General features: G+C 49.9%; 20 protein-coding genes. 11 read left to right on the forward strand and 9 right to left on the reverse strand.

Translation table 11 applies throughout. The features are described 5' to 3' along the window. Positions 1–62 precede the first annotated feature (62 nt). Positions 63–506 carry a cell wall hydrolase gene (locus tag SK3146_RS00905; RefSeq protein WP_249863289.1) on the reverse strand — a complete coding sequence of 148 codons (444 nt, stop codon included), beginning with the start codon at positions 504–506 and terminating at the stop codon, positions 63–65. 409 nt (positions 507–915) lie between these two features. On the opposite strand from SK3146_RS00905, the gene SK3146_RS00910 reads away from it, so the two are divergent. From SK3146_RS00910 to map, 3 genes are all read left to right on the forward strand, one after another. Next, complete coding sequence (locus SK3146_RS00910) at positions 916–2,160, forward strand: IS110 family RNA-guided transposase (RefSeq protein ID WP_249860219.1); 1,245 nt, start codon at positions 916–918, stop codon at positions 2,158–2,160. A 362-nt stretch (positions 2,161–2,522) separates the two neighbouring features. Next, positions 2,523–3,122 carry a TetR/AcrR family transcriptional regulator gene (locus SK3146_RS00915; RefSeq protein ID WP_249863290.1) on the forward strand — a complete coding sequence of 200 codons (600 nt, stop codon included), beginning with the start codon at positions 2,523–2,525 and terminating at the stop codon, positions 3,120–3,122. An 8-nt stretch (positions 3,123–3,130) separates the two neighbouring features. Next, positions 3,131–3,877, forward strand: coding sequence for a type I methionyl aminopeptidase (gene map, locus SK3146_RS00920; RefSeq protein WP_249863291.1), 747 nt, complete (start codon positions 3,131–3,133; stop codon positions 3,875–3,877). A 117-nt stretch (positions 3,878–3,994) separates the two neighbouring features. Here the strand turns inward: map and SK3146_RS00925 are convergent, their stop codons facing one another. Then, positions 3,995–4,333: a hypothetical protein gene (locus tag SK3146_RS00925; protein WP_249863292.1), complete on the reverse strand. Its 339-nt coding sequence runs from the start codon at positions 4,331–4,333 to the stop codon at positions 3,995–3,997. A gap of 180 nt (positions 4,334–4,513) precedes the next feature. Between SK3146_RS00925 and SK3146_RS00930 the strand changes: the two genes are divergently transcribed. Further along, a complete protein-coding gene (locus tag SK3146_RS00930; protein ID WP_249863293.1) occupies positions 4,514–5,374 on the forward strand; it encodes an AraC family transcriptional regulator in 861 nt (286 codons plus the stop codon). Between the two features lie 153 nt (positions 5,375–5,527). Continuing rightward, positions 5,528–5,869, forward strand: coding sequence for a CBS domain-containing protein (locus SK3146_RS00935; RefSeq protein ID WP_434006851.1), 342 nt, complete (start codon positions 5,528–5,530; stop codon positions 5,867–5,869). Between the two features lie 82 nt (positions 5,870–5,951). On the opposite strand, the gene SK3146_RS00940 is transcribed toward SK3146_RS00935, so the two are convergent. Beyond that, the gene (locus tag SK3146_RS00940; RefSeq protein ID WP_249863295.1) at positions 5,952–6,143 is read right to left on the reverse strand and encodes a hypothetical protein; all 192 of its coding nucleotides are present in this window, start codon (positions 6,141–6,143) and stop codon (positions 5,952–5,954) included. 260 nt (positions 6,144–6,403) lie between these two features. Here SK3146_RS00940 and SK3146_RS00945 point away from each other — a divergent pair, with 260 nt between their 5' ends. The 4 genes from SK3146_RS00945 to SK3146_RS00960 are packed head-to-tail and all read left to right on the forward strand — an operon-like array spanning position 6,404 to position 10,473. Then, positions 6,404–7,933 (forward strand): spore germination protein, encoded by a 1,530-nt coding sequence (locus tag SK3146_RS00945; protein ID WP_249863296.1) that lies wholly within the window; start codon positions 6,404–6,406, stop codon positions 7,931–7,933. Continuing rightward, positions 7,926–9,131 (forward strand): Ger(x)C family spore germination protein, encoded by a 1,206-nt coding sequence (locus SK3146_RS00950; RefSeq protein ID WP_249863297.1) that lies wholly within the window; start codon positions 7,926–7,928, stop codon positions 9,129–9,131. Before SK3146_RS00945 ends, SK3146_RS00950 begins: the two co-directional genes overlap by 8 nt. A gap of 2 nt (positions 9,132–9,133) precedes the next feature. Beyond that, entirely contained in the window at positions 9,134–9,367 is a 234-nt protein-coding gene (locus SK3146_RS00955) for a hypothetical protein (RefSeq protein ID WP_249863298.1), read from the forward strand. Then, positions 9,364–10,473, forward strand: coding sequence for a GerAB/ArcD/ProY family transporter (locus SK3146_RS00960; RefSeq protein ID WP_249863299.1), 1,110 nt, complete (start codon positions 9,364–9,366; stop codon positions 10,471–10,473). The genes SK3146_RS00955 and SK3146_RS00960 overlap by 4 nt, the downstream gene beginning before the upstream one ends. A 73-nt stretch (positions 10,474–10,546) precedes the next feature. On the opposite strand, the gene SK3146_RS00965 is transcribed toward SK3146_RS00960, so the two are convergent. The 5 genes from SK3146_RS00965 to SK3146_RS00985 all read right to left on the reverse strand — a co-directional run bounded on the left by SK3146_RS00965 (position 10,547) and on the right by SK3146_RS00985 (position 18,265). Further along, positions 10,547–12,100, reverse strand: coding sequence for a SagB family peptide dehydrogenase (locus SK3146_RS00965; protein ID WP_249863300.1), 1,554 nt, complete (start codon positions 12,098–12,100; stop codon positions 10,547–10,549). A gap of 53 nt (positions 12,101–12,153) precedes the next feature. Continuing rightward, positions 12,154–14,097 (reverse strand): TOMM precursor leader peptide-binding protein, encoded by a 1,944-nt coding sequence (locus SK3146_RS00970; protein WP_249863301.1) that lies wholly within the window; start codon positions 14,095–14,097, stop codon positions 12,154–12,156. Continuing rightward, entirely contained in the window at positions 14,094–16,025 is a 1,932-nt protein-coding gene (locus SK3146_RS00975; RefSeq protein WP_249863302.1) for a putative thiazole-containing bacteriocin maturation protein, read from the reverse strand. Before SK3146_RS00975 ends, SK3146_RS00970 begins: the two co-directional genes overlap by 4 nt. A gap of 175 nt (positions 16,026–16,200) precedes the next feature. Further along, positions 16,201–16,479 (reverse strand): heterocycloanthracin/sonorensin family bacteriocin, encoded by a 279-nt coding sequence (locus SK3146_RS00980; protein WP_249863303.1) that lies wholly within the window; start codon positions 16,477–16,479, stop codon positions 16,201–16,203. Positions 16,480–16,852: 373 nt separating this feature from the next. Further along, positions 16,853–18,265, reverse strand: a complete 1,413-nt coding sequence (locus tag SK3146_RS00985; RefSeq protein ID WP_249863304.1) for a sulfatase family protein — start codon at positions 18,263–18,265, stop codon at positions 16,853–16,855. 191 nt (positions 18,266–18,456) lie between these two features. Here SK3146_RS00985 and SK3146_RS00990 point away from each other — a divergent pair, with 191 nt between their 5' ends. Further along, on the forward strand, positions 18,457–19,278 hold the full coding sequence (locus SK3146_RS00990; protein WP_249863305.1) for an AraC family transcriptional regulator: 822 nt from the start codon (positions 18,457–18,459) through the stop codon (positions 19,276–19,278). Positions 19,279–19,314: 36 nt separating this feature from the next. On the opposite strand, the gene SK3146_RS00995 is transcribed toward SK3146_RS00990, so the two are convergent. Further along, on the reverse strand, positions 19,315–20,058 hold the full coding sequence (locus tag SK3146_RS00995) for a class I SAM-dependent methyltransferase (RefSeq protein ID WP_249863306.1): 744 nt from the start codon (positions 20,056–20,058) through the stop codon (positions 19,315–19,317). A 409-nt stretch (positions 20,059–20,467) separates the two neighbouring features. Here SK3146_RS00995 and SK3146_RS01000 point away from each other — a divergent pair, with 409 nt between their 5' ends. Next, positions 20,468–21,712: an IS110 family RNA-guided transposase gene (locus SK3146_RS01000; protein WP_249860219.1), complete on the forward strand. Its 1,245-nt coding sequence runs from the start codon at positions 20,468–20,470 to the stop codon at positions 21,710–21,712. Positions 21,713–21,903: the final 191 nt, after the last annotated feature.

Genomic DNA, 21,903 nt, shown 5'->3' on the forward strand with positions numbered 1-21,903 from the left:
AAACGAGCTATTGTCAGACAAAAAAACATCGTCAAAATTAGACGATGTTTTTGTTTACAAAATTAAAACGTATTGTATACATTTTCGCATTCTTCCCCAGTCGGTTCATAAAAACAGTGCTTCCTGAATCGTCCTACGAGCGGCTGATTATACCAAGTATCCGGACATGGTCCGGGATTTTCGAATGATCCTGGACGGAAATACCATAGGGAAAATTTAGCTGGCCAATTCCGCTCCCCATTCACCGCCCGTTGCGCCAGACGGCGTTCTCTATCTCTTGCTCCTTGATAGTACAAACCATGCTGCAACGCTTCGAACGCATGCGGCTGGTTGATCATTTGGGGAATGGTCCGGATTCCTTTGAAATCGGAGCAATTCGCTCTTATTCGGTTAATGCCAACATTTCCTACAAGGAGCATGCCCATTTCGCCTTCGGTCTCAGCTTCAGCTCGAAGCAACCTTGCCAGCATATCAATATCCTGTTTCCTGGCTTTTACGACTGCCATTGACTCACCTCCTCGTATAGTATTTCTAGAACCAAGTTTTAAGCCGATTTCCAGTTCCCATGGGAACTGGCCGCAAACTTTTCGATTTCCAGTAAATCGCACCTTGAAAATTGCAAAAGGGACTGGACTTTCCCGCATGCCTCTGGACAATAGATCATAGGGATCTATCGGGGAAATTCTTTCTCCTCCTGTAGCACGTCTACATTTCTAAGTCTGTTTCTCCGGTACGTGTCTGAGCTTCTGACCCGCTGGCCGTTCCCTTCGGCACCCCATGCCTGGCCTAGCAAGCCAGGGCAGCTCATGGACCGAAGCGTGTTCTTATAGGCGAGGGTGATTGATCTGCGCGTGCGCCGGAGGCATCCCGGAGAGTCTATTCCCTGCATCCCTCATCGAAAGGAGGAAATTCCATTTGACGCTTTTTGTCGGTATTGACGTCAGTTCGAAAGAACTGGAAACGTGTTTCATGAACACAGACGGGGATAAGCTCGAGACCCTCACAGTGAAAAACAATCTGGAGGGGGCTGCTCATCTGCGAGATCGCATCGTTGCCTTAGCGGACAAGCACGCGGTCTCCGAGATTCACATTGGGCTTGAATCGACCTCGGTCTACAGCTGGCATCCCGCCATGTACCTGCATAGTGACCCTACACTCCAGGAGCGCCATACCAAGGTCTTTACCATGAATCCAAAGTTGGTCAGCAAGTTCCGAGAAACCTATCCCGACCTGAATAAAACCGACCGGCTTGATGCCTGGGTGATTGCGGACCGTCTGCGCTTCGGGCGGCTGACAACCACCATTGTCATGCAGGAGCAGTATGTTGCGCTCCAGCGTTTAACGCGCATGCGGTTTCACTTGATCCATAACCTGACGCGCGAGAAACAGTACTTCTTGCAAAACCTGTTCTACAAGTGCAATGCCTTCACGACCGAAGTCGAGAGCTCGGTGTTCGGCCATGCCATCCTTGAGATGCTCTCCGAAAAGTACAGTCTGGACGACATCGCGACGATGGATGTCGGCGATCTGGCCGACTACTTGCGGGACAAGGGGCGCAATCGCTTCCCGGATCCCGAGAACGTCGCGCGCTGCATTCAGAAAGCGGCCAGAGCCTCTTACCGGCTGTCCAAAGTCGTCGAGGATTCCATTGATCTTGTGCTGGGTACATCCATTCAAGCAATCCGGAGCATCCAGGCTCAGCTCAAGGATTTGGACAAGGCGATTGAGCAAATTCTCGAGACGATCCCTGGCTCCCTGTGCCTGCGTTCTGTTCCCGGCATTGATCGCGTCTATGCCGCTGGCATCCTTGCCGAGATCGGTGACATCGAGCGCTTTAGCGACCAAGCCGCTGTCGCCAAGTATGCTGGCCTCACCTGGCGCAAGAGCCAGTCTGGCGCCTTTGAAGCCGAAGACACCAAACGGATTAAATCCGGCAACCGATTCCTTCGCTATTACCTCGTTGAAGCTGCCAACTCGGTAAAGAACCGCGATGAAGAATTCGGCGAGTACTACCGGAAGAAATACAAGGAAGTGCCCAAGCACCAACATAAACGCGCCCTCGTCTTAACCGCAAGAAAGCTTGTGCGTCTGGTCGATGTGCTGCTACGCAACGGCCAACTCTATACGCCACGGAAGAAGGTGACGCCTGCGAAGGATTAACGCCTCCTTTGCTAAAGTCCCTGGCATAATTCCCAGTTAAAATCTGGATATTATCTCGATTTTTCGCTGGGTTTAGTTTGAGCTGTCCTTTTTTCGGCACTCCCAGCTGTTACAGCCAAGAAAATTTCCAATTCCACCGATTCGGGGACTTGACATCATACCGCTGGACTTAGATTGTATTTCTAGAATTATGATATTGTAGGCGAAGCGGATGTATTACTCTGGCAGCAAAATAGTGAGCGAAAATAAATAGCTGTTCCGTAGTCCATTGGCATTCGGCTTTGGAAAGTTACTTGATCCTTGCCTCCAAATGATGTATATTTTACATTGACATTATAGCAGGTCTAAAAAAAGGGGGAGCCATGTCACCACGTACTAAAGAACAGAATGACGCGATCCGTGAAATGCGGATGAACCAAATTATGCAAGCGGCTGCGGAAGTATATTTGGAGAAAGGTATTCAATTGGAAATACGCGATGTTGCGGTCAAGGCAGAGCTCGGTTACGGAACCGTATATCATTACTACAAAAATAAGCACATGCTTTTGGAAGATTTACTGTGGGATGCCCTGAATCAGACGGAGTCGGCCGTGCTGTCCGCTTTGACGGGAGACGCCGGCAGTTTGCTTAAAGCTGAATCGTTCTCCAGATTGCTCCTGCAGAAGTGCATCCAAGATCCTTCTGTGTTTATTTTGCTTAAAACGGTTGCGGATAATTTTCAGCACTTCCCGGGAAACCGCTTCATCAAGCTGTTTGCCGATTTTCAGGAACGAATCTATTGGCCGTTTGTGGAAACGGTTCGTGACGGAATCGATTCCAAATCGCCTGAGAAAACAGCTAATCTGATATTTGGCTCGCTAGTTGGCTGCACAGCATTGAACATTCACCATAATATGCGAAACGAGATGGATGTGGAAGGTATCGTCAATATGATTTTTTCTGGTATACAGCCAAAGGAGTGATGAATGGAATGGTCATCCTGAAATCGAGAGCAGAAATTGAAGAAATGAGAAAAGCCGGTCGAATTGTCGCTGCTTTTCATCAAGCAATCGCAGGTATGATCCGGCCGGGTGTCACGACGCTCGATATCGAGTCGTTCGCGGTGCGGTTCCTGAAGGAGAATGGCGCCAAGGCTTATACGATAGGCTATAACGGCTATCCGTTTGCGACATGTGCGTCTGTCAACGACGTCATTGCGCATGGTTTTCCGAACCAGAAGCCGCTCAAGGAAGGCGATATCGTCAAAATCGACATCGTCGCGGAGGCGGATGGCTGGATCGGCGACTCAGCTTGGTGTTATGCGGTCGGCGAGGTGTCGGAAGAAGCCCGCAATCTGATGCGGGTAACGAAGGAATGCTTATATCTTGGCATCGAAAAAGCTGTCGTCGGAAACCGGATTGGCGATGTGATGCACGCGGTTCAAACCCATGCCGAGCGAAACGGATTCTCGGTGGTGCGCGATCTGCTCGGTCATGGCGTAGGAAGAGAAATGCACGAGGAGCCTAATTATGCCCACGTCGGGAATCCGGGCAAAGGGTTCCGCTTGAAGGAAGGGATGGTTTTTACGATCGAGCCGATGATCAACGCCGGGAAAGCGTTAATGACGGTTGATGCCGACGGATGGACCGCCAGAACCGCTGACGGCTCGCTTTCCGCCCAGTACGAACATACGATCGCTATCACTGAGGACGGCCCGATGATATTGACCGCACAATAGCACTTTTATTTGGTCGTCTTCTTGAAATACAAGATGCTGCATCCGAGCTGCCCCTGCCTCCCCCTTCTGTGCCGTACCGGCAGCCGGGAGCCAGGGAGTTGGCTAACATTCTGGTCACTAAAAATGATTGGCCTTATTCTTATAAAACCGTCTTATACATTCAAACGCATGCCATGCAGCAGCTTCATTAACCATTTTCAACACTATTATCCCTTCCTGATCCACTCGATTCAGATGCTTATCCAGCGTGTTCCTGATTCCGTCACTAAGTTCATGGATGGAATGTACATATGGGAAATAATCGAATATCAGCCCTTCCGATCGTTCGCTCGCCCTATTCATGATCAAATTTGCCTCATTTTCAGAAATGTGATAGCTTTCTTTTAATAAACTCTTAATTCCATCCATTATTACTGGGTTTTCCCTTTCTTTTATAATCTCTACAGGAATCCACATGCTCCCGCCTCCAATCAGGGTATATTTAATTTCAGTTTTATCCAACACAACAACGTGTAATTATTTTGTATCGACAAGCTTAATATAGCTTTTATTTAAAACAAAAAGTTGTATTTATTCGTCAAAAAATATCACTCAATTGATATAATTAAAAATAATATCTCTTGGGGAGAGAACTGGATGGAAACGGTTGACAAGGGTTTTCATATTTTAAATAAAAGAGCAGTAGAACTTCGTTATAGAAGAGTAACTACAGAAAAGCCTCGTGTTTTTTACCATTATCACAAAGGCATTGAGGTATTATTTGTCCATCAAGGCACAGGCACTCTGACGCTCAACCGCAAAATTTACAATCTGGAATCGGGATGTGTCGTAATATTCCAGCCTTTTCAGTTACACCGTGTTCAATTTGATACTAATCCATGTCCTTATGAGCGCACGGTTTTGAATTTCGAACCTTCCGCCTTTGCGCCTTTTCTTAAAAACTTCCCGCTCCTCTTCCGTTTTTATGAACAGGTATGGAAGGAACAGCTCTCTAATCAGGTGTTTCGCATGGATCGCAGCACGGCTTATATTTCAGGCGTTCTCGAACGTTTTAATGATTTGTTATCGCGAAATGGGGAGGTTGACCTTGAAACAACCTCTATGCTGATTCTCAACATTTTCGATTATCTCAAATCTTTGCATAATAGCCGTTTTTTCGGTGGAGTCGTACGTCCTGAGAGCCATGCCGAGAAAATGATGAACTGGGTAGAGGAGCACTACACAGAGCAATTTGACCTTAGCGCTTTAGCCGCAGAACTTCATCTTTCTAAGCACTATGTCTCTCGTCTGTTCCGATCCGAAACAGGGGGCAACATTACGGAATATGTGATCGCCCGAAGAATAAGACAAGCCTGCTGGCTGTTAAAAACAGACTCGAAACCGGTAGAGCATGTCGGTTCGTTAGTCGGCATCCCTAATTTCCCCTACTTTTGCCGCCTCTTCAAAAAGATAACTGGGTTAACTCCAATTCAGTACCGGAACAGCAATTTAAATTAATGGAATCAAAATCCGCCTGTAAATACCTGTAAATTCCATGTGCGCCGCGTGGGAAAATATGTTTTAATATATTAAAGGAGTGTGATAACTGTGGACATTAAATCTTTTCTATATCCAAAGAATGAGGTCTCTTACATCACGACATCTTCCAATATGAAAGAAGCCTTGGACAAATTGGAGGCATGCCACTATTCGGCCATTCCGATCCTGCAGGACAATGGAGTATATTACGGAACGCTTTCCGAAGGAGATCTGTTATGGAAAATGAAAGCCACACCCGGCCTCAATTTCGATACGATGCATGAAATTTCCGTCGTCTCCATCAATAAGCGATTAAAAATCGAATGCGTCAAGATTGGCGCCGATTTGGACGATATGCTCGCGCTGGCGGCAGATCAGAACTTCGTCCCGGTCGTAGATGACGAGGGCGTCTTCCTTGGTATTATTCGGCGCAAAGACATTATCGAATACTACACACGAAATATTACGGATTAATTGCGAAAGAGCCGATGTTTCTCCCGACAATAACAGCAACAAGAAAACACCGTCTATTTTATGACGGTGTTTACTAAAGATTTTAGAGCCTCCCCGGCGTTTTTTTAACTTCAAATGTAGTAGCATCGGTATAGCTAGTGGTCGATAAGTTCTCATAATTGGAGGGGACTTCCCCGATCTGATCCGCAGATGCTTCCGTTTCTTCCGTCTCCGGCAATTCCCAGCTTGCTTTTTCGAAATTCATCTTTTCTTCTATTACTTTATCTTCGGGCATAAATGTTCAGACCTCTCATTATTTGATGGTTTAATCCATTAATACTTTTTCCTCGCTGTAAAGGATTTATTCTTCGCCGCAACGCCGGCCCTTCCCTCGGTGCCGGTTTTCGCGTGGGCTCTTAATCGAATCATGAACTGGTTTAAAATAGCGATAAATGGAAAAGTTATTTAATACCGATAATCCATCAGCGCGAGGTATTTATGACCTATTTCCATTGGTTTATGAAACGAGGCCCTGAGATCCATGAAGACAATGAAATGAACAACCGTCAAAAAGAACCGGTCCCTGTAGAGGACGAGACGTATCCCATTGAAAAACGGGTGGCTTGGCTTCGTCAGCAATTGACCGACAATTCGGATGTAGCTTTTCACAACTTTATTGCAGGTCCGGCGGTGGCATGTGCCATTGTTTATTTGCGCGGTATGATCGATCTAGCGACTTTACAGGAGGATGTTCTTAAGATTGTTCTTCGTATGGATGCGCCGAATGCCGATGAATTCCGCAGACAGCTGTTCGACCGCAAGCAATTGTCCGTTTCGGACTATCGATTCCTGCTCACGCTTTCGGAAGGAATATCGTCTATTCTGGATAGCAAAGCCATTCTTATGATAGACGGCGAACAGAGAATCATTGAGCTTCCTCTAACTAAGCATTCCAAACGTGCCATTGAAGAACCACCCAATGAATCCGGTATAAAAGGTCCACGCGAAGCTTTTATTGAAGATGCGGATATTAACCTGACCTTAATTCGCAAACGCTTGAAAACGCCAAAATTTAAGACGGAGACGCTGCGGATTGGAACATTAACCCAGACGAAGGTTTTGGTTGGTTACATTGACGGCATTTGTAAGAAAGACTTGCTGGATGAAGTGAAATTTCGGTTGTCCAAAATTGACGTCGATAGCGTTCTTGGAAGCAGCACTGTCGAAGAATATTTGGACGACACTCCCTTCTCACCCTTCCCGCAGCTGCAATATACCGAGCGGCCAGATATTACGGCTGCCGCGCTTCTTGAGGGGCGCGTGGCGATTATTGTCGACGGGACGCCGATAGTGATTATCGCTCCGGTTACGTTAATGATGCTGCTGCAATCCTCTGAAGATTATTACCAGCGCTTTATTGCTTCAACCTGGATTCGCTGGATCCGATACTTCTTTTTGTTCGTTTCGCTGCTGCTGCCGTCTACTTATATCGCAATTACGACCTTTCATCCGGAGATTATTCCTTCGAAGCTGCTTGTCACCGTGATGTCTTCCAGAGAAATTGTCCCGTTTCCAGCCTTAATCGAAGCTTTTATTATGGAAATTTCTTTTGAGGCCTTGCGGGAAGCGGCCATTCGTATCCCCAAATCAATCGGGCAAGCGGTATCGATTATTGGAGCGCTTATTATTGGCACTGCAGTTGTACAAGCAGGTATCGTGTCAGCGGCAATGGTGATCATTGTATCTTTAACAGGCATTGCTTCATTCATCAGCCCGCATTACGATCTGGGCCTTGCTTTTCGTTTATTGCGCTTTCCTATCATGATACTAGCCGGCTTCTTTGGTTTGTTCGGAATCGCCTGCGGCATGTTATTTCTTTACATTCACCTTATCAATCTGCGTTCCTTCGGAATGCCTTATTTATCCCCGATCACCCCTTTGATTCCTAGCGATCTGAAGGATACTTTAGTTCGAGCACCTTGGTGGCTTATGAAAAAACGTCCGATCCAGGCCGCGCCGAATAAAACGAGACAAGGAAAGGTGACTCGAAAGTGGTCGTATTCGGAGGAGGATAGCAATGATTAAGTCCAAATTTCCCGCTTACGCTGCTTTGTGGCCTTTGCTAACCCTATTCCCTTTATTGCTGTTAACCGGCTGCTGGAATTCAATCGAAATTAACGACCGGGCCTTTGTTCGAATGATGCTGCTGGATAAATCCGAGTCTGGAATTGAAGTTACTCTTGGCTTCCCCCTGCCTAATCGCCTCATTCCAGGACAAACCGGCGGTTCCGGCGGACAAACCGGCAAACCCTATACCTTTGTTACGAAAACAGGGCGTGACATCGGGGAAGCCTATCGTTTCATTCAATCGGACCTTTCAAGAACAATTACATTTGGACAGACGAGTATCATTGTTATTGGGAACGCTTTGGCTGAAGAAGGGATTTTGCCCGTATTAGAATTTATCGCCCGTGAGCCGCGCTTTCATATCAATGCCAGCATGTTCGTTACCGAGGGCAAGGTGAAGCAAATGACCGCAGTTCCTAATGTATTCGAACGATTTCCCGTAGATATCCTGGTTGCTTATGTGAGACAGCATATCACTGTCCGAGCGACCGTTAAGGATGCCCTCATGGCTGCCTATTCAGGTGGAGATTTATTCATACCAATGCTTGACTTTGAACTAAAAACCATGACCAGTGAAAACAATAAAACTCAGCAATGGATGGGTACCGATGGAGCTGCTATTTTCAAACTTGGAAAGATGGTTGGAACATTAAATACGAATGAAATGCGCGGCGCAATGTGGGTACAGGAGACGGTGAGGGATTCAGAAATTACGGTTCCTTCCACCATAGACGGGAAGGATGTTAGCTTCATCGTAAAAAATAATCAAACATCGATAAGACCGGTTTTATCCGGTGATCAAATCGCCATAAATATCCAAAGCAGGGCCAACGCCGATCTCATCTCGTCCGAATCGGATATCAACTTTCAGGATGCGAAGCAGCGGGCCATTCTTGAACATGACCTCGAGGCTTTTGTTCAGGATCGCATGTCCAAGGCTATCAGAAAATCACAAGAAGCAGGCTCCGACGCATTCCAATTCGGCCAATATATCGACTGGAATTATCCGAACAAATGGATTGCCCTCGAACGGCAATGGCGTTACCTCTATGCCAAGAGAGTCAAGTTTAACATACAAGCACGTATAATCATAAAGCATTTGGGTACGGAAAAGCATCCTCTCCGAATACGAACCATCAAGGACACGGGGGCCTGATCATGATACTAATCGGGATCGCTTTTGGATGCATTATTGGCTATGAATGGCTTTATCTGAAACGAAAACAACGAAAGCAGCGAACTTACTTTATCGTGCTGGGGACGGCGCTATTCCTCTTTTTAGGAACGGAAACGCTATATATATTCAAAAATGAATTTACAATGGCTCAACTCCTTCAAAGCATCTTCATGTCCATTGAAAACTATATCGTTGGGGGTGGTACGAAATCATGACGAAATATTTGGGACGAGTATCCCAATTACAGATATACATGCTCTTTTCGCAATATCTATTTACAACCATACTCGGTTTCTTATTGGGTACATTAATCGAGAAAGCGGGCTTTGCTGCATGGCTGTCTTTACTTGCGGGCGCACTTGGAGGTATTGCATTTACCTATTTTTCGTTTCGCTTAGGTTTAAAACGCCCGACCCAGTTTTTTGGTCATTACGGGCATACAATTATCGGAAGGTGGATTCATTATCCGCTCGCTGCCCTAATGATATTCTCTTTCTTGTTCTCAGCATCATTTGTAATGAGGGAACTGCTGGATTTCGTCAGCGACGTTTATTTACCGGATACCCCGAATTGGGCTGTGGCCTCTGTTTTCGGCCTTTGCGTGGCTTATGCTGTACGGTCGGGGGTAGAAACTATTTTTCGTGCTGCGCAAGGCATCTTTTTCTTTAGTGTTGTTGGCGTTCTGTTTGTCCCTCTCTTCGTCGGCAATACGATGAATCCTGACATGTGGATCGCATTGACGAATCATTTTAAACCAAAAGGTATATGGAGCGGCATGTACATTGTCATGGCACTGTACGGCCAAATGAATTTTATTCTGTTCCTCTTCCCCTACTTTGCCGAGAAGCACAAAACGATGAAGTCGATGATTTGGGCCGTGATAACATCCTTATTCATTATTTTGGCTAATTTGATACCGACATTATTGATTTTTGGAACCGAATTATCAGCCAATATGTTCTTTCCGGAGCTCGAATTAATCAGTTACGTACGAATTGGTTCGTTTCTAGAAAATTTGGACCCGATCCTCATATCCGTATGGCTGTCAAGCCTATTTATCAAAATTAGCTTATTCTTATTCGTGTCTGTCATCGCACTCACCCATACATTTGCGTTAGAGGATCATAAACCGTTCTCGTTCTCTATGACTGCGACAATGATCGCATTATGCTTGCTCATGGCGCGATCCGCTCCGGAGCTAACGGAATTGCTTAAACATGGAGAAATGACTTTTCTCATTTTAACCGAATGTATACCCATTATTTATTTCCTGGTAGATGCTGTCCGCTTTAGGCGGTTGGGGATAAATGAGAAAAAGTAGACTGCTTGTGACAAGTGTCACATTATATAAAAAAAGCCGCAATATATGCGACCACGAAAAGGAAAATGTTTAACTAGCTATGCAAGCCTCCCTCTAGCCGGGGGCGGGGAAGGTAGCGACCGACAGGGATTTGGACGAGGCTGGTTCGCCCTTGCACAGACATCTTGTAGAGCTCGTCGCACGATCCGGCCTGAAAGCCAAGAAGCGGTCGCCCGCCCATGCCGAGAGCGGACGCTGCTAGCAGCAGGCGCTGCAGGAGCATGCCAGCTTCCATCTGCTGGATGCGGTATCCTCTATACCCCAATTGGGGAATCAAGTGATCGTCATCACCGGCTATGTGCAGACAGATAGGTACTTGAAACAAATTGACGTTATGAAGGGTCATCCCCTCTTGCAGCCGGAGCCGATGATCACCGGGAAGCTCGCGTCGGAGCGCATGGGCAGCTGCGTCATAGCGATAAGCGCCGTCCGGTATGCCTTCGACGTTATAGAAGCATCCATATAACGCAACACGAAGCGCAGGCGACTCCCCTACGCCGTCCAAATCGTTGCGATACGTGAAGGAAGCCGTAGCCTCCCGCAATAGGGCGGCTAGCTGCTGGCCCGTGATACGGCTCAAGACGAATTCGCTTTCAGGCGAATGCCGCACACGGCTGGTCGCCGCCAGATCGATGCTCAGCCGCTTCACGGGCGGTAAATACACAGTCTGAAGTCCGCTTTCCTCTCGATTGGCGGGCTCGAACCGGTGAAACGGCAACAATGTATTGAGCGCCGAAGCTTCGTTCATCTGAGTCAGCCCCGGAACCTCCTTCACGGATTTCGATCGCACGTAATAATCATGCTGAATAGCCGGAAGCTCGCGGCACAGCTCATCCGCTGCGACTTGCTTCTGTGTACCGTCAGCACCGTCGAGCCAAGCGATGACGCGCTGCACCGAAAGAGGTATGATCGCATAAACGTTCTCTTCTGGGCCGGATAGCCCAAGCAGATGGCCCACGGCTCGGTCCAGAAACCGGAAATGTACTCTTGATGCATAACCGAACCGTTTCGCAGCTTCCAGCAGCTGCCCGAGCAGCACGCCTGAATCAAGGCCTTGCAGACGATAGGAAAAGGTATTGTATTTAAAAGCATTTTTCCAAACCATCGCCGATACAAAGACAACGCCGAAGCATGAGGATAGATCACAGCGGTTGCCGAGTGCCCGGGCTAAGTACGAATCGTAATCTCCCTCGCGCAGCATCACCAGCCGGTGATGCGCTGCATCGTAATGATAAAGTCCGGGAGTGCCGGATTCCGTGCGAAGATATACGTACAATTCGTTCGGGTACAGCCCTCCGCCGGAAGGGACGAATCTGCGGTACGTCCGTATCGGAACCGCAAGAGAATCGCTTACTTGCGTCAGCCCGTAGACGTACCAAAGAAAATGGCCGATGTCTTTCAGACTCGGTCGGGCATGCATTTCCGCCGCCTCCAGCGCCATCGGGATATCCGAGGACAGCGGAAGTGTCGGCAGGCCGCGATACAGCTTATAGGCAAGCGGCGCATCGTCCCAATCGACCTCCCAGCCGGGCAGCCCGCCCCCGTTGCCGTCGGCATGAAGCTGGCGAATAAACGATTCCAGACTCATTCTGCTTCCTCCAATCGCCCAATAATGATACCGCACACATCGATCCAGCCCATTTATGGGAACGGATGCGGATGAGCATTGAGCTCTTCCGGACGTAAAGGACGCTTCGTGTACCCGAGCTCGGCCGGCACTCGAAGCGCCCTTTCCAGTCCCGTCAACCGGGTAAAATGGTAGCCGAAGGTCATTGGAAGCATGCCGGGCATCAGCACTTTCACGCAGTGCAGCCCGTTACGCCTCAATTCCGGTGTCGACTGGTCAACCACGATCACGTCCAAATGCAGCCGAAGGAACTTGCCGATCATCGCCTTCAGATCATCGGTCAAATCCGGGTGCTTCGGAGTAGGCCCAAATTGTTGAGAGAACGCCCGCATCGGCCGGTTTTCCTCCAGCAGAAAGTGCAGCCGCGGCTCCGCCTCCGGCAAGCTATACAGCATGGAATGGTCCTCCATGCCCCGAACCAGCGAAGGATCGTGGAGCATCCGCACATAGTCGTCCCGATTCGCCTCGAATTTGTGGTCAAGTGTTAGCATCATCCCCGAAAGCTCGTGAACCGCCCCTTTCGCTGCTTTTACCGGATCCGGATGCGCTCCGGCCGCACAAATAAGATTCACTCCAGTAGGCTTTCTGTTTTTCGCTACTGCCCAAATGCTGGGAATGCCATTTTCCATCGTCGCGTTAAACAAGAGCACATCAAATCCGGCAACGGCCCGCAGCCGGTCCACCATAAGCTTCAGTTCGCGGTCTCCGGCAGATTGTGGATCTAAGCGGGGAAGCGGTAGCTGCGCGTACCAGGTCAGCAGGAACGAATCGCGCTCCACCACCTCCAGCATTCCGTACATGATCGCTTCCTCCAGGCTCCCGCCCAAAGCGCAGCCGTTGGATGTCTCGTACACGAAGCCGTGCCGGCAGGGAGAGCTGTAATACGCAAGCCACTGCGGCACCAATATCGGGCGTCCATGCCCAAACGAGTACCCCCAGACCCAGTCGGTCTCGGCATCAGGATCGAATGGCCGGAAAGGAAATCCGGGCAGCTCATACTGCTCCTTCGCATACAGCCCGACTGTCACAGGATCGAGCGCTTCCCCCGCCAGTTGCCGGTAGCTGCCGCGAACAACCGGTCGCTTGCCGCGCGGTGCCATGCCGCAATAACGCTCCAAGCCCTCCAGAATAGCAGATAGTTCACTATCCGCATAGCTATTTGTTCGACCCGCCGTCACCTCGTCCTGCTCCAGCATCGGAAGATTCACAGTCGCATCGGCCAAGGGTGAAACCAGATCCAGCATTTTTCCGTTCAGAAATCCGATCTTGTAATCGAGATAGTCCCTGGCCAGAAAAGCTTTCAGCTCTTGGAGCGACCGAGTGCGGTATATATTTTCTCCGGCTTTTGGGGACGGCTTGAGCGATATCCGGGCCGCATCCCGCGAATCTGCGGGCAGACGTCCACATATAGGACACAACGGGTCCGGCAGGAAGAAATGGCTTGAGCAATTCAACGTCTTGAGGTTAACCAAAACCACGCGCTCTTCCGTATGGGAGCGGATGCGCCGCAGTACGTTTCGCGCTTCTGCTGTAAGCAGATGCGCCATCTGCAGCAGTCCCGTGCGCGATGCCCATGTGTCGGACAGGATTCCCCCGGTCTCCGTGAAACGCTGCTGCAGGCCCCACATTTCCCGGCGGTCGCGCCCCGCTATAAGCAACCGGGTATCGGCGCACACGGAGCATCCGGACTGGCCTGGCCTTACAAGCGGCCCGATGATACCTTCACCGAAGGAGACGAATCCGCGAAGCCATGGAATACCGGCAGCCTGCAGCTTCTCCTCCGCCTCACGGTGAACGGCCGGATGCCAGGCATCGTTCAGCACCAGGGCAAACTCTGCATCTTTCGGCAACTCCTGCCTAATAGTGGTCAAATGAACGATTCGGCTCTCGGAGCTCAGCTCCCGACACACCAGCTCCGCTAGCACCCCTTCTCCGACAACGGCTACAACCGCGCTCATCCCGCTTCCCCCTCTCCCAGCAGCACGCCGAAGACAGCAGCTGGACCTTCATGCAAGAACGGCTCTGCCGCCAAATCGATGACGAAAACTTCCCGGCCGCTTTTTTTCAGCTTCTGCAGCGCATTCCTGACTCCATCCAGCTTCGACTTGGGCTCCTCGGCCGGGACGGGCAGCTCCAGCGGGGCGCCCGAATCAAGCAGTACGCTCTTCACCTCTAAAGCCTGCGGTGCGCGGTATATAGAGGCGTTTTGTGCCCTCATCAGCGACGCCTGCAGTGCCCTGCGCAGCGCTGTTGTCACGCTCAGGCCGGTGGCTGCGAACCATCCATCCTCCGTGCCTGCCCATACAACGGGAAACCCGAACACTTCCTCTCCAAGCCCAATTATGGGTGTACCCCGCATTGTGGTCAGCGCATGTAAATAAAACCGGCATGGCTCATCGTCAATCTGGTCGAGCCGAACCCGAACGACAGACGGCTTCCGGTCCGTCAGTCGCGCCTCCAAGTGCTTCGTCAAACAAGCCTGCAGTCCGCGAACCATACCTTCTGCGGCCGTCTCCCCGATACCGACGCCAATAAACTGCTCGGTGTTCACGAGAGCCCCCGCAAGCCTCGACACATACGCCTCAAGCCCGGCCAGCCCCGCTTCACGCCTAGCCTCCCCGTGTGTCAGTCCCGAACATACGATGTCCGGAAGCAGACCGGCTGGCCCTTCCGATAGCGGATCGGCTGCCTGAACACGGCACTGTGACAAGGGCAGCTGGCCAAGCTCCCCTTCCTCCCAGCTATGGAAAATTCCCGTTCGGTCCGATGTCAACTTGCTGAAGTACGGAAACAGTCCGTTCACGGCGCCTCCCGCCGGTCTTTCCTCGAGCCTCAGATCCACGTCATCTACCCAGTTCACTGCAGCATCGACTTTTCCGTCAACAAGCGGATGCGGCAGTACTGGGTGCGAGCTTCCTTCCAATGTCTCCAAATCAAGCAGATACAGGGAGTTTCTAAGCTCCGGTTCGGCGGCGCCCGACACCGTCTTGAACAATTCGAAAACAATCGCATTCGAAAGCAGCGCCCCCGCAGTTGATGAAAAGGCAAACCGCTCCGGATCATCCTTGAACACTTCGGACTCGTGGATACGCCGCCATGCCGATTCCCAACAGACCGCACTCTCCGGCTGTACGATTGGGCCTGCAATGCCAGCCTGGTGTAGTCGCACGGCGGGAAGTAATGTTTTGCGTTCGGCTTGGCATGCCTTATGTAGAAGCCGCAGTTCTTCGCTATCGCCCTGCTCAGACACATAGAGAACCGTTTGGAACGTCCGCACGGCTTCCCTCCAACCGTCAGCACCTTTGTTCGGCAGTACAACTTCCTCGATCTCCACCTCGGGGTCCGTCAAGCGAGCGTGCTCCGCCAAAGCCGTAAGCCGGCGCCGATCCGTCGGCAGTGAATCGGTAATCAGTATACGGAACCTGGGCAGGCCCGACTCAAGCAACGACGACACAAGTGCGGAAAAGATCTGACCTGAGCCGACCGCGAGTACCTTGGCCTGCCGGTAACACTGAAACCGGTAAGCGCCGGAATCGCCAAAGCTGTTGAGAAAAGCGATTTGCCCTGCATATCTGCGAACCGTTTGCTCCGAGAGAACGTGCGGGCGATCCTGGCTCACATCGCGCGCAAAGCCTTTTTCCCTCAGCACTTCCGCGATTTCGTACACCCGCTCCCGGTATGAGCCGGATAGACCGTCCGTCAATTCCGCCAGCGTGTGCTCTCCGTTGAACATAGGAATAAGTTTTTCCAACCAGCGGTCAATCATCTCACCTTTCATTTGGAACGTGCCGACGTTGTTTCGGAAATAGACGCCTTCATGTACAATCGGCAAATAAAATGAATCCGCCTTTACCTGAAGACGAGCAGTCGGGGTCAACTTGGACATCTCAGCCCTCCTAGCCGGAAATGCTATTCTCCAATACGCGATCTTCGTTCTACATCTTATGTACTTCTATTTGTCCCTCATGTCAGTCATCTCTTTAAGGGATAAAAAATCTCCCCCGCACAAACCGTGCAGAGGAGATCGATTTGCTGCAATTCGGAAGAGAAGCCGAAAAGCGTCAGCGGCAGCGATGGCAAAAGCCCCCGCAGCGGTTGCAGCGGAAGCCGCCGCAGAAGCCGCCGCAAAACCCGCCACAAAATCCGGCGCAAAACGTACCGCAAAATCCCGTACAAAACCCTGCACAAAATCCGACGCAAAGACGCGAAGGGTCCACCGGCACCTGGCCGTTCGGAAACTGGCCGGCAAAATACTGAGCCTGCTGATCCCACGGCGTCATTTCGGTTGCTTGGAACTGCGAAACATTCAACTGCTGAAGCTCATTTTGAAAATTGGTCATGTGATAAACCTCCAATAACTTTTTTCGTATCGACATGATTCCAATTTATGGTCGGAGCTCCGCATTTGTTCTTGAGTCGAAAGACTCATTTATTAGGCGTTTGTACATCGCGATATGACCTCATCAGTGGTTTAAGTCGACCGAAAGCAGAAATACACGATTTCATATAATCGAATGTGATGCTCTTTTTCCCTGAACTAGCTCGGTTATGGCAAATACCTATGTGGTGTTCCGAGGAGTAAAGACTGCCTTTTAACGCAACAAAGCTGCCGTTCAACACGGCAGCTTTGTTGCGATGTCTATTTTTCCGGGAGCCAGTCCGCTTTGGTATACGACTTGCGGTTATCGAGCGGCGTGCCGTGCCGGTTCAAAGTCATTTAATCGGGTTAAGCGTGGCGGTTCTCAGAATAATCCGGTCCTCGGTCCAATGCTCCCGGTACCAGCTGCAGCTTTCAAAGGTATCTCCGATTTCGTTCATCTTCTTCTCGAGCATCGTCCTGAAGCCGCTTATGACCGGCTCGAAGTCCGGGCACTCCGCCAAATTGTTCATTTGGAACGGGTCCGCTATATTATCGAACAGCAGCTCCTTCTTATCCGCCCGATATACGGCATAGGTGAACCGCTTGCTTCGGAGCGCCCTCCATTCATGTCCGTCCGACCAGTTGGCCGTCGCCCCGGTCCCTTGCAGGAAAGCCGCTTCCGGCTCCTCGCCCTTTTCCCCGAACGCGAACGGGCTTAAATCCATGCCTTCGACTTCGGCCGGTACGGGCAGCTCCAGCATCGAAAGCAGCGTCGGCATAATGTCGCAGGTGTTCAGGCAGACATCCGACTCACCGCCCTGCGGAACATGCCCCGGCCAGCGAAGCAGGAATGGAATGCGAACGGCTTCCTCGTAAAAAATATTTTTCCCTTTTCTGCCGTGGGCTCCGAAAAGCTCCCCATGATCCGATGTAAAGATGAATATCGTGTTATCCCTAAGCCCAAGCTCGTCAACCGCCTGCATCAGTCTGCCCACATTCCAATCCAAATTGGCCGTCATCGCATAATACACCTTAAGCCAGTCGGTAATCCTCTCTCTTTCCTCAGGACGGAGCTTGGCCCAATTGTCCGCATACGGATCGTTGTGTTCCAGGTAATTCGGCGGCAGGGAAAACTCCACATCTTTGAACTTCTCGTAATATTCCGGCGGAACGTTGCTAATATCCCACGGGTCATGCGGCGTGCCGAGCGATAAAAACATAGCGAACGGCTTTTGCCCGGCGGCTTTCTCCTTGAGCTGCTCGATCGCCATGCTGGTCTGACCGTCCGGCTCGTAGCCTTCCATCGGAATCTTGGCTTCCGTGTCCGTGTGATAGTACATGTTATAGTATTCGTGATGGAAATTGTAAGCCGCCCAGAAACCGTCGAAGCCGAGCCGATGCTCTCCCGGAGGTATAAAAGAATTTCTCGGTTCGTAATGATGGCCGAGCTCATTGGCCCATAAATGCCATTTACCGATGTATGCGGTATCATAATCATGTTCGTGAAGCACATGAGCGATACTGCGATGGTTCGGATTCATGCGGATTTCGTTGATGACCATGCCCGTGCTCGTCGTATATTTACCGGTAAACAGCGTTGCCCGATACGGGGCGCAAACCGGATGGCCGGAAATGGCGTTCGAAAAACTCAGGCTTTCCGTTGCGAGTCTGTCGATGTTGGGCGTTATCGCTTTACTGTCGCCGGCAAAACCGCAGGAAGACAAGCGCAGCTGATCGGCAAATACATAAACCAAATTGGGTTTCAAATCCATCACTCCTTGTTGGCGGAATACATACGGAGTATGCAAACTCGTATTACCCCTATCATAATTGGACTCCATACGGCTTGTTAATATCGAAAAAGGAATTGTTGGTGTGCAATAAGGACATTTCATTCGAAACATGCCCGCCGATATGCTATAGTTGACATATACCTTCGCCGGAAAAAGGGGATTCTATGAAGCACGGAGATTTGTACTTTAACCCGCTGGACATCGAAGTTCCGATGCATATTCCGATGTTCGGCATTAATTACTGCCATTCCGATTACCGGAACATTCGTAAAAATTCGGAAATTACGGTGGTCGCCTATGTGCTGAACGGCCAAGGCTCGATTCAAGTGGATTCGCTATGCTACTCCCCGAAGCAAGGGGATGTATTTATTTTGCCTAAGGGAAGCTACCACGAAGTGAGCGCCGACCCGAACCAGCAGCAGCACTGGACCTACTTATGGTACAACTTGCGCGGCAACAGCTTGCGGCTGCTTGAAACCTTCCGGCTGCAGTCGACCATTCTTGTGCCGGACGTCCCTTTGGAGCCTTTATTTCGCAAAAGCTTTGAGCTGATGCAAAACGAAAAGCCGGACAATGAGCAGCTGCATATTCAACTGCTGATGAATTGTACGGAGATTATGGCCCATCTGGCGAATATTTTGGAAAAAAGAAAGTCGATTTTGCCTTTCCGCGTACAGCAGATGAAGCAGTATTTAGACCGGCAGGACCTCGAATCGTTCCACTCCGGCCGAATGAGCCGGCATTTTGCCATGTCCTTCAAACAAATGAATCGTTTGTTTAAAAAAGAAATCGGAACGACCGTATACGATTATATCATGATCAAAAAAATGAATACCGCTAAATTACTTCTGATGGACACTGATCTATCTGTCAGTGAAATCGCTTACCGGATCGGTTATTCCGAACCGCATTATTTCTCCAATTTGTTCAAGAAAAAAACGGGCTTCAGCCCCACCGATTACCGGAAAAGTATGACGACCGAGTAAATGGCTGCGGTAAAGCCCGCTATCCTTTGAGCGGGATCATTGTAAAAATTGGGCAATGCATACCTCTGTTTGATAATGAACGGTTACTTCTCCGCCCTCTTGATATTTCAAAAATAGATTGCGAAGCTCTTGAACGAATTCGTCGTAATGCATATCCAATTTTGACGGCGTATACGATAAGGATAACGCGTTGCCAATAATGCCTTCTTGATTGAACCGCTGCCAGTTATCATAATATTGTATCGAATACCCTTGTCCGAAAAAGTTTAGCTTTTCTTTATCAGGATCAATGTTGGCATTCCCGGCTGTATGTTTCACTGTGTACTTGCCAAGAGTTTTCACGTATTCTTTTGCGAACTCGCTGTTTTTTTGCATCATGTTCCATAAAAGAATAACGTAGCCGTCTTTTTTGAGAATCCGTTTGAATTCAGCTTTGGATAATTCCTTATCAAACCAGTGAAACGCCGAAGCGATCGTAATTACATCGATACTGTGCTCAGCTAATGGAGTCCGTTCAGCAGTTGCATGGATATATTCAATATTCTTGTGGGCCGAGCAATACTGCCTGCACTCATTAAGCATCTGTACATCGGGTTCTACGGCTATAATTTTGCAATCCAATTTGCACAGCAAGTTAGTTAGCAATCCCGTCCCCGCGCCAATATCTGCAATTACAGAATCTTTTCCAATTCCAAGCTCCTGGATTTTGCTTAAAATCTCCTCCGGATAAGTCGGTCTACCTGCCGCATACGCTTTCGCCTTGTTCTCAAATTCATTCATAACCATTCCTCCTCGTATAGTATTTCTAGAACCAAGTTTTAAGCCGATTTCCAGTTCCCATGGGAACTGGCCGCAAACTTTTCGATTTCCAGTAAATCGCACCTTGAAAATTGCAAAAGGGACTGGACTTTCCCGCATGCCTCTGGACAATAGATCATAGGGATCTATCGGGGAAATTCTTTCTCCTCCTGTAGCACGTCTACATTTCTAAGTCTGTTTCTCCGGTACGTGTCTGAGCTTCTGACCCGCTGGCCGTTCCCTTCGGCACCCCATGCCTGGCCTAGCAAGCCAGGGCAGCTCATGGACCGAAGCGTGTTCTTATAGGCGAGGGTGATTGATCTGCGCGTGCGCCGGAGGCATCCCGGAGAGTCTATTCCCTGCATCCCTCATCGAAAGGAGGAAATTCCATTTGACGCTTTTTGTCGGTATTGACGTCAGTTCGAAAGAACTGGAAACGTGTTTCATGAACACAGACGGGGATAAGCTCGAGACCCTCACAGTGAAAAACAATCTGGAGGGGGCTGCTCATCTGCGAGATCGCATCGTTGCCCTAGCGGACAAGCACGCGGTCTCCGAGATTCACATTGGGCTTGAATCGACCTCGGTCTACAGCTGGCATCCCGCCATGTACCTGCATAGTGACCCTACACTCCAGGAGCGCCATACCAAGGTCTTTACCATGAATCCAAAGTTGGTCAGCAAGTTCCGAGAAACCTATCCCGACCTGAATAAAACCGACCGGCTTGATGCCTGGGTGATTGCGGACCGTCTGCGCTTCGGGCGGCTGACAACCACCATTGTCATGCAGGAGCAGTATGTTGCGCTCCAGCGTTTAACGCGCATGCGGTTTCACTTGATCCATAACCTGACGCGCGAGAAACAGTACTTCTTGCAAAACCTGTTCTACAAGTGCAATGCCTTCACGACCGAAGTCGAGAGCTCGGTGTTCGGCCATGCCATCCTTGAGATGCTCTCCGAAAAGTACAGTCTGGACGACATCGCGACGATGGATGTCGGCGATCTGGCCGACTACTTGCGGGACAAGGGGCGCAATCGCTTCCCGGATCCCGAGAACGTCGCGCGCTGCATTCAGAAAGCGGCCAGAGCCTCTTACCGGCTGTCCAAAGTCGTCGAGGATTCCATTGATCTTGTGCTGGGTACATCCATTCAAGCAATCCGGAGCATCCAGGCTCAGCTCAAGGATTTGGACAAGGCGATTGAGCAAATTCTCGAGACGATCCCTGGCTCCCTGTGCCTGCGTTCTGTTCCCGGCATTGATCGCGTCTATGCCGCTGGCATCCTTGCCGAGATCGGTGACATCGAACGCTTTAGCGACCAAGCCGCTGTCGCCAAGTATGCTGGCCTCACCTGGCGCAAGAGCCAGTCTGGCGCCTTTGAAGCCGAAGACACCAAACGGATTAAATCCGGCAACCGATTCCTTCGCTATTACCTCGTTGAAGCTGCCAACTCGGTAAAGAACCGCGATGAAGAATTCGGCGAGTACTACCGGAAGAAATACAAGGAAGTGCCCAAGCACCAACATAAACGCGCCCTCGTCTTAACCGCAAGAAAGCTTGTGCGTCTGGTCGATGTGCTGCTACGCAACGGCCAACTCTATACGCCACGGAAGAAGGTGACGCCTGCGAAGGATTAACGCCTCCTTTGCTAAAGTCCCTGGCATAATTCCCAGTTAAAATCTGGATATTATCTCGATTTTTCGCTGGGTTCAGTTTGAGCTGTCCTTTTTTCGGCACTCCCAGCTGTTACAGCCAAGAAAATTTCCAATTCGACCGATTCGGGGACTTGACATCATACCGCTGGACTTATCCTGGCTCGGATATTTGA

The organism is Paenibacillus konkukensis (assembly GCF_023523925.1).
GTDB classification, from domain to species: domain Bacteria; phylum Bacillota; class Bacilli; order Paenibacillales; family NBRC-103111; genus Paenibacillus_S; species Paenibacillus_S doosanensis.

Bases quoted from the DNA above. Each gene is read 5' to 3' on its own strand.
- SK3146_RS00975 (WP_249863302.1), bottom strand. From the start codon at position 16,025: ATGTCCAAGTTGACCCCGACTGCTCGTCTTCAGGTAAAGGCGGATTCA.
- SK3146_RS00970 (WP_249863301.1), bottom strand. From the start codon at position 14,097: ATGAGCGCGGTTGTAGCCGTTGTCGGAGAAGGGGTGCTAGCGGAGCTG.
- SK3146_RS00945 (WP_249863296.1), top strand. From the start codon at position 6,404: ATGAACAACCGTCAAAAAGAACCGGTCCCTGTAGAGGACGAGACGTAT.
- SK3146_RS00905 (WP_249863289.1), bottom strand. From the start codon at position 506: ATGGCAGTCGTAAAAGCCAGGAAACAGGATATTGATATGCTGGCAAGG.
- SK3146_RS00965 (WP_249863300.1), bottom strand. From the start codon at position 12,100: ATGAGTCTGGAATCGTTTATTCGCCAGCTTCATGCCGACGGCAACGGG.
- SK3146_RS00990 (WP_249863305.1), top strand. From the start codon at position 18,457: ATGAAGCACGGAGATTTGTACTTTAACCCGCTGGACATCGAAGTTCCG.
- SK3146_RS00935 (WP_434006851.1), top strand. From the start codon at position 5,528: ATGAAAGAAGCCTTGGACAAATTGGAGGCATGCCACTATTCGGCCATT.
- SK3146_RS00980 (WP_249863303.1), bottom strand. From the start codon at position 16,479: ATGACCAATTTTCAAAATGAGCTTCAGCAGTTGAATGTTTCGCAGTTC.
- SK3146_RS00930 (WP_249863293.1), top strand. From the start codon at position 4,514: ATGGAAACGGTTGACAAGGGTTTTCATATTTTAAATAAAAGAGCAGTA.
- SK3146_RS00960 (WP_249863299.1), top strand. From the start codon at position 9,364: ATGACGAAATATTTGGGACGAGTATCCCAATTACAGATATACATGCTC.
- SK3146_RS00915 (WP_249863290.1), top strand. From the start codon at position 2,523: ATGTCACCACGTACTAAAGAACAGAATGACGCGATCCGTGAAATGCGG.
- map (WP_249863291.1), top strand. From the start codon at position 3,131: ATGGTCATCCTGAAATCGAGAGCAGAAATTGAAGAAATGAGAAAAGCC.
- SK3146_RS00995 (WP_249863306.1), bottom strand. From the start codon at position 20,058: ATGAATGAATTTGAGAACAAGGCGAAAGCGTATGCGGCAGGTAGACCG.
- SK3146_RS00955 (WP_249863298.1), top strand. From the start codon at position 9,134: ATGATACTAATCGGGATCGCTTTTGGATGCATTATTGGCTATGAATGG.
- SK3146_RS00940 (WP_249863295.1), bottom strand. From the start codon at position 6,143: ATGCCCGAAGATAAAGTAATAGAAGAAAAGATGAATTTCGAAAAAGCA.
- SK3146_RS00950 (WP_249863297.1), top strand. From the start codon at position 7,926: ATGATTAAGTCCAAATTTCCCGCTTACGCTGCTTTGTGGCCTTTGCTA.
- SK3146_RS00925 (WP_249863292.1), bottom strand. From the start codon at position 4,333: ATGTGGATTCCTGTAGAGATTATAAAAGAAAGGGAAAACCCAGTAATA.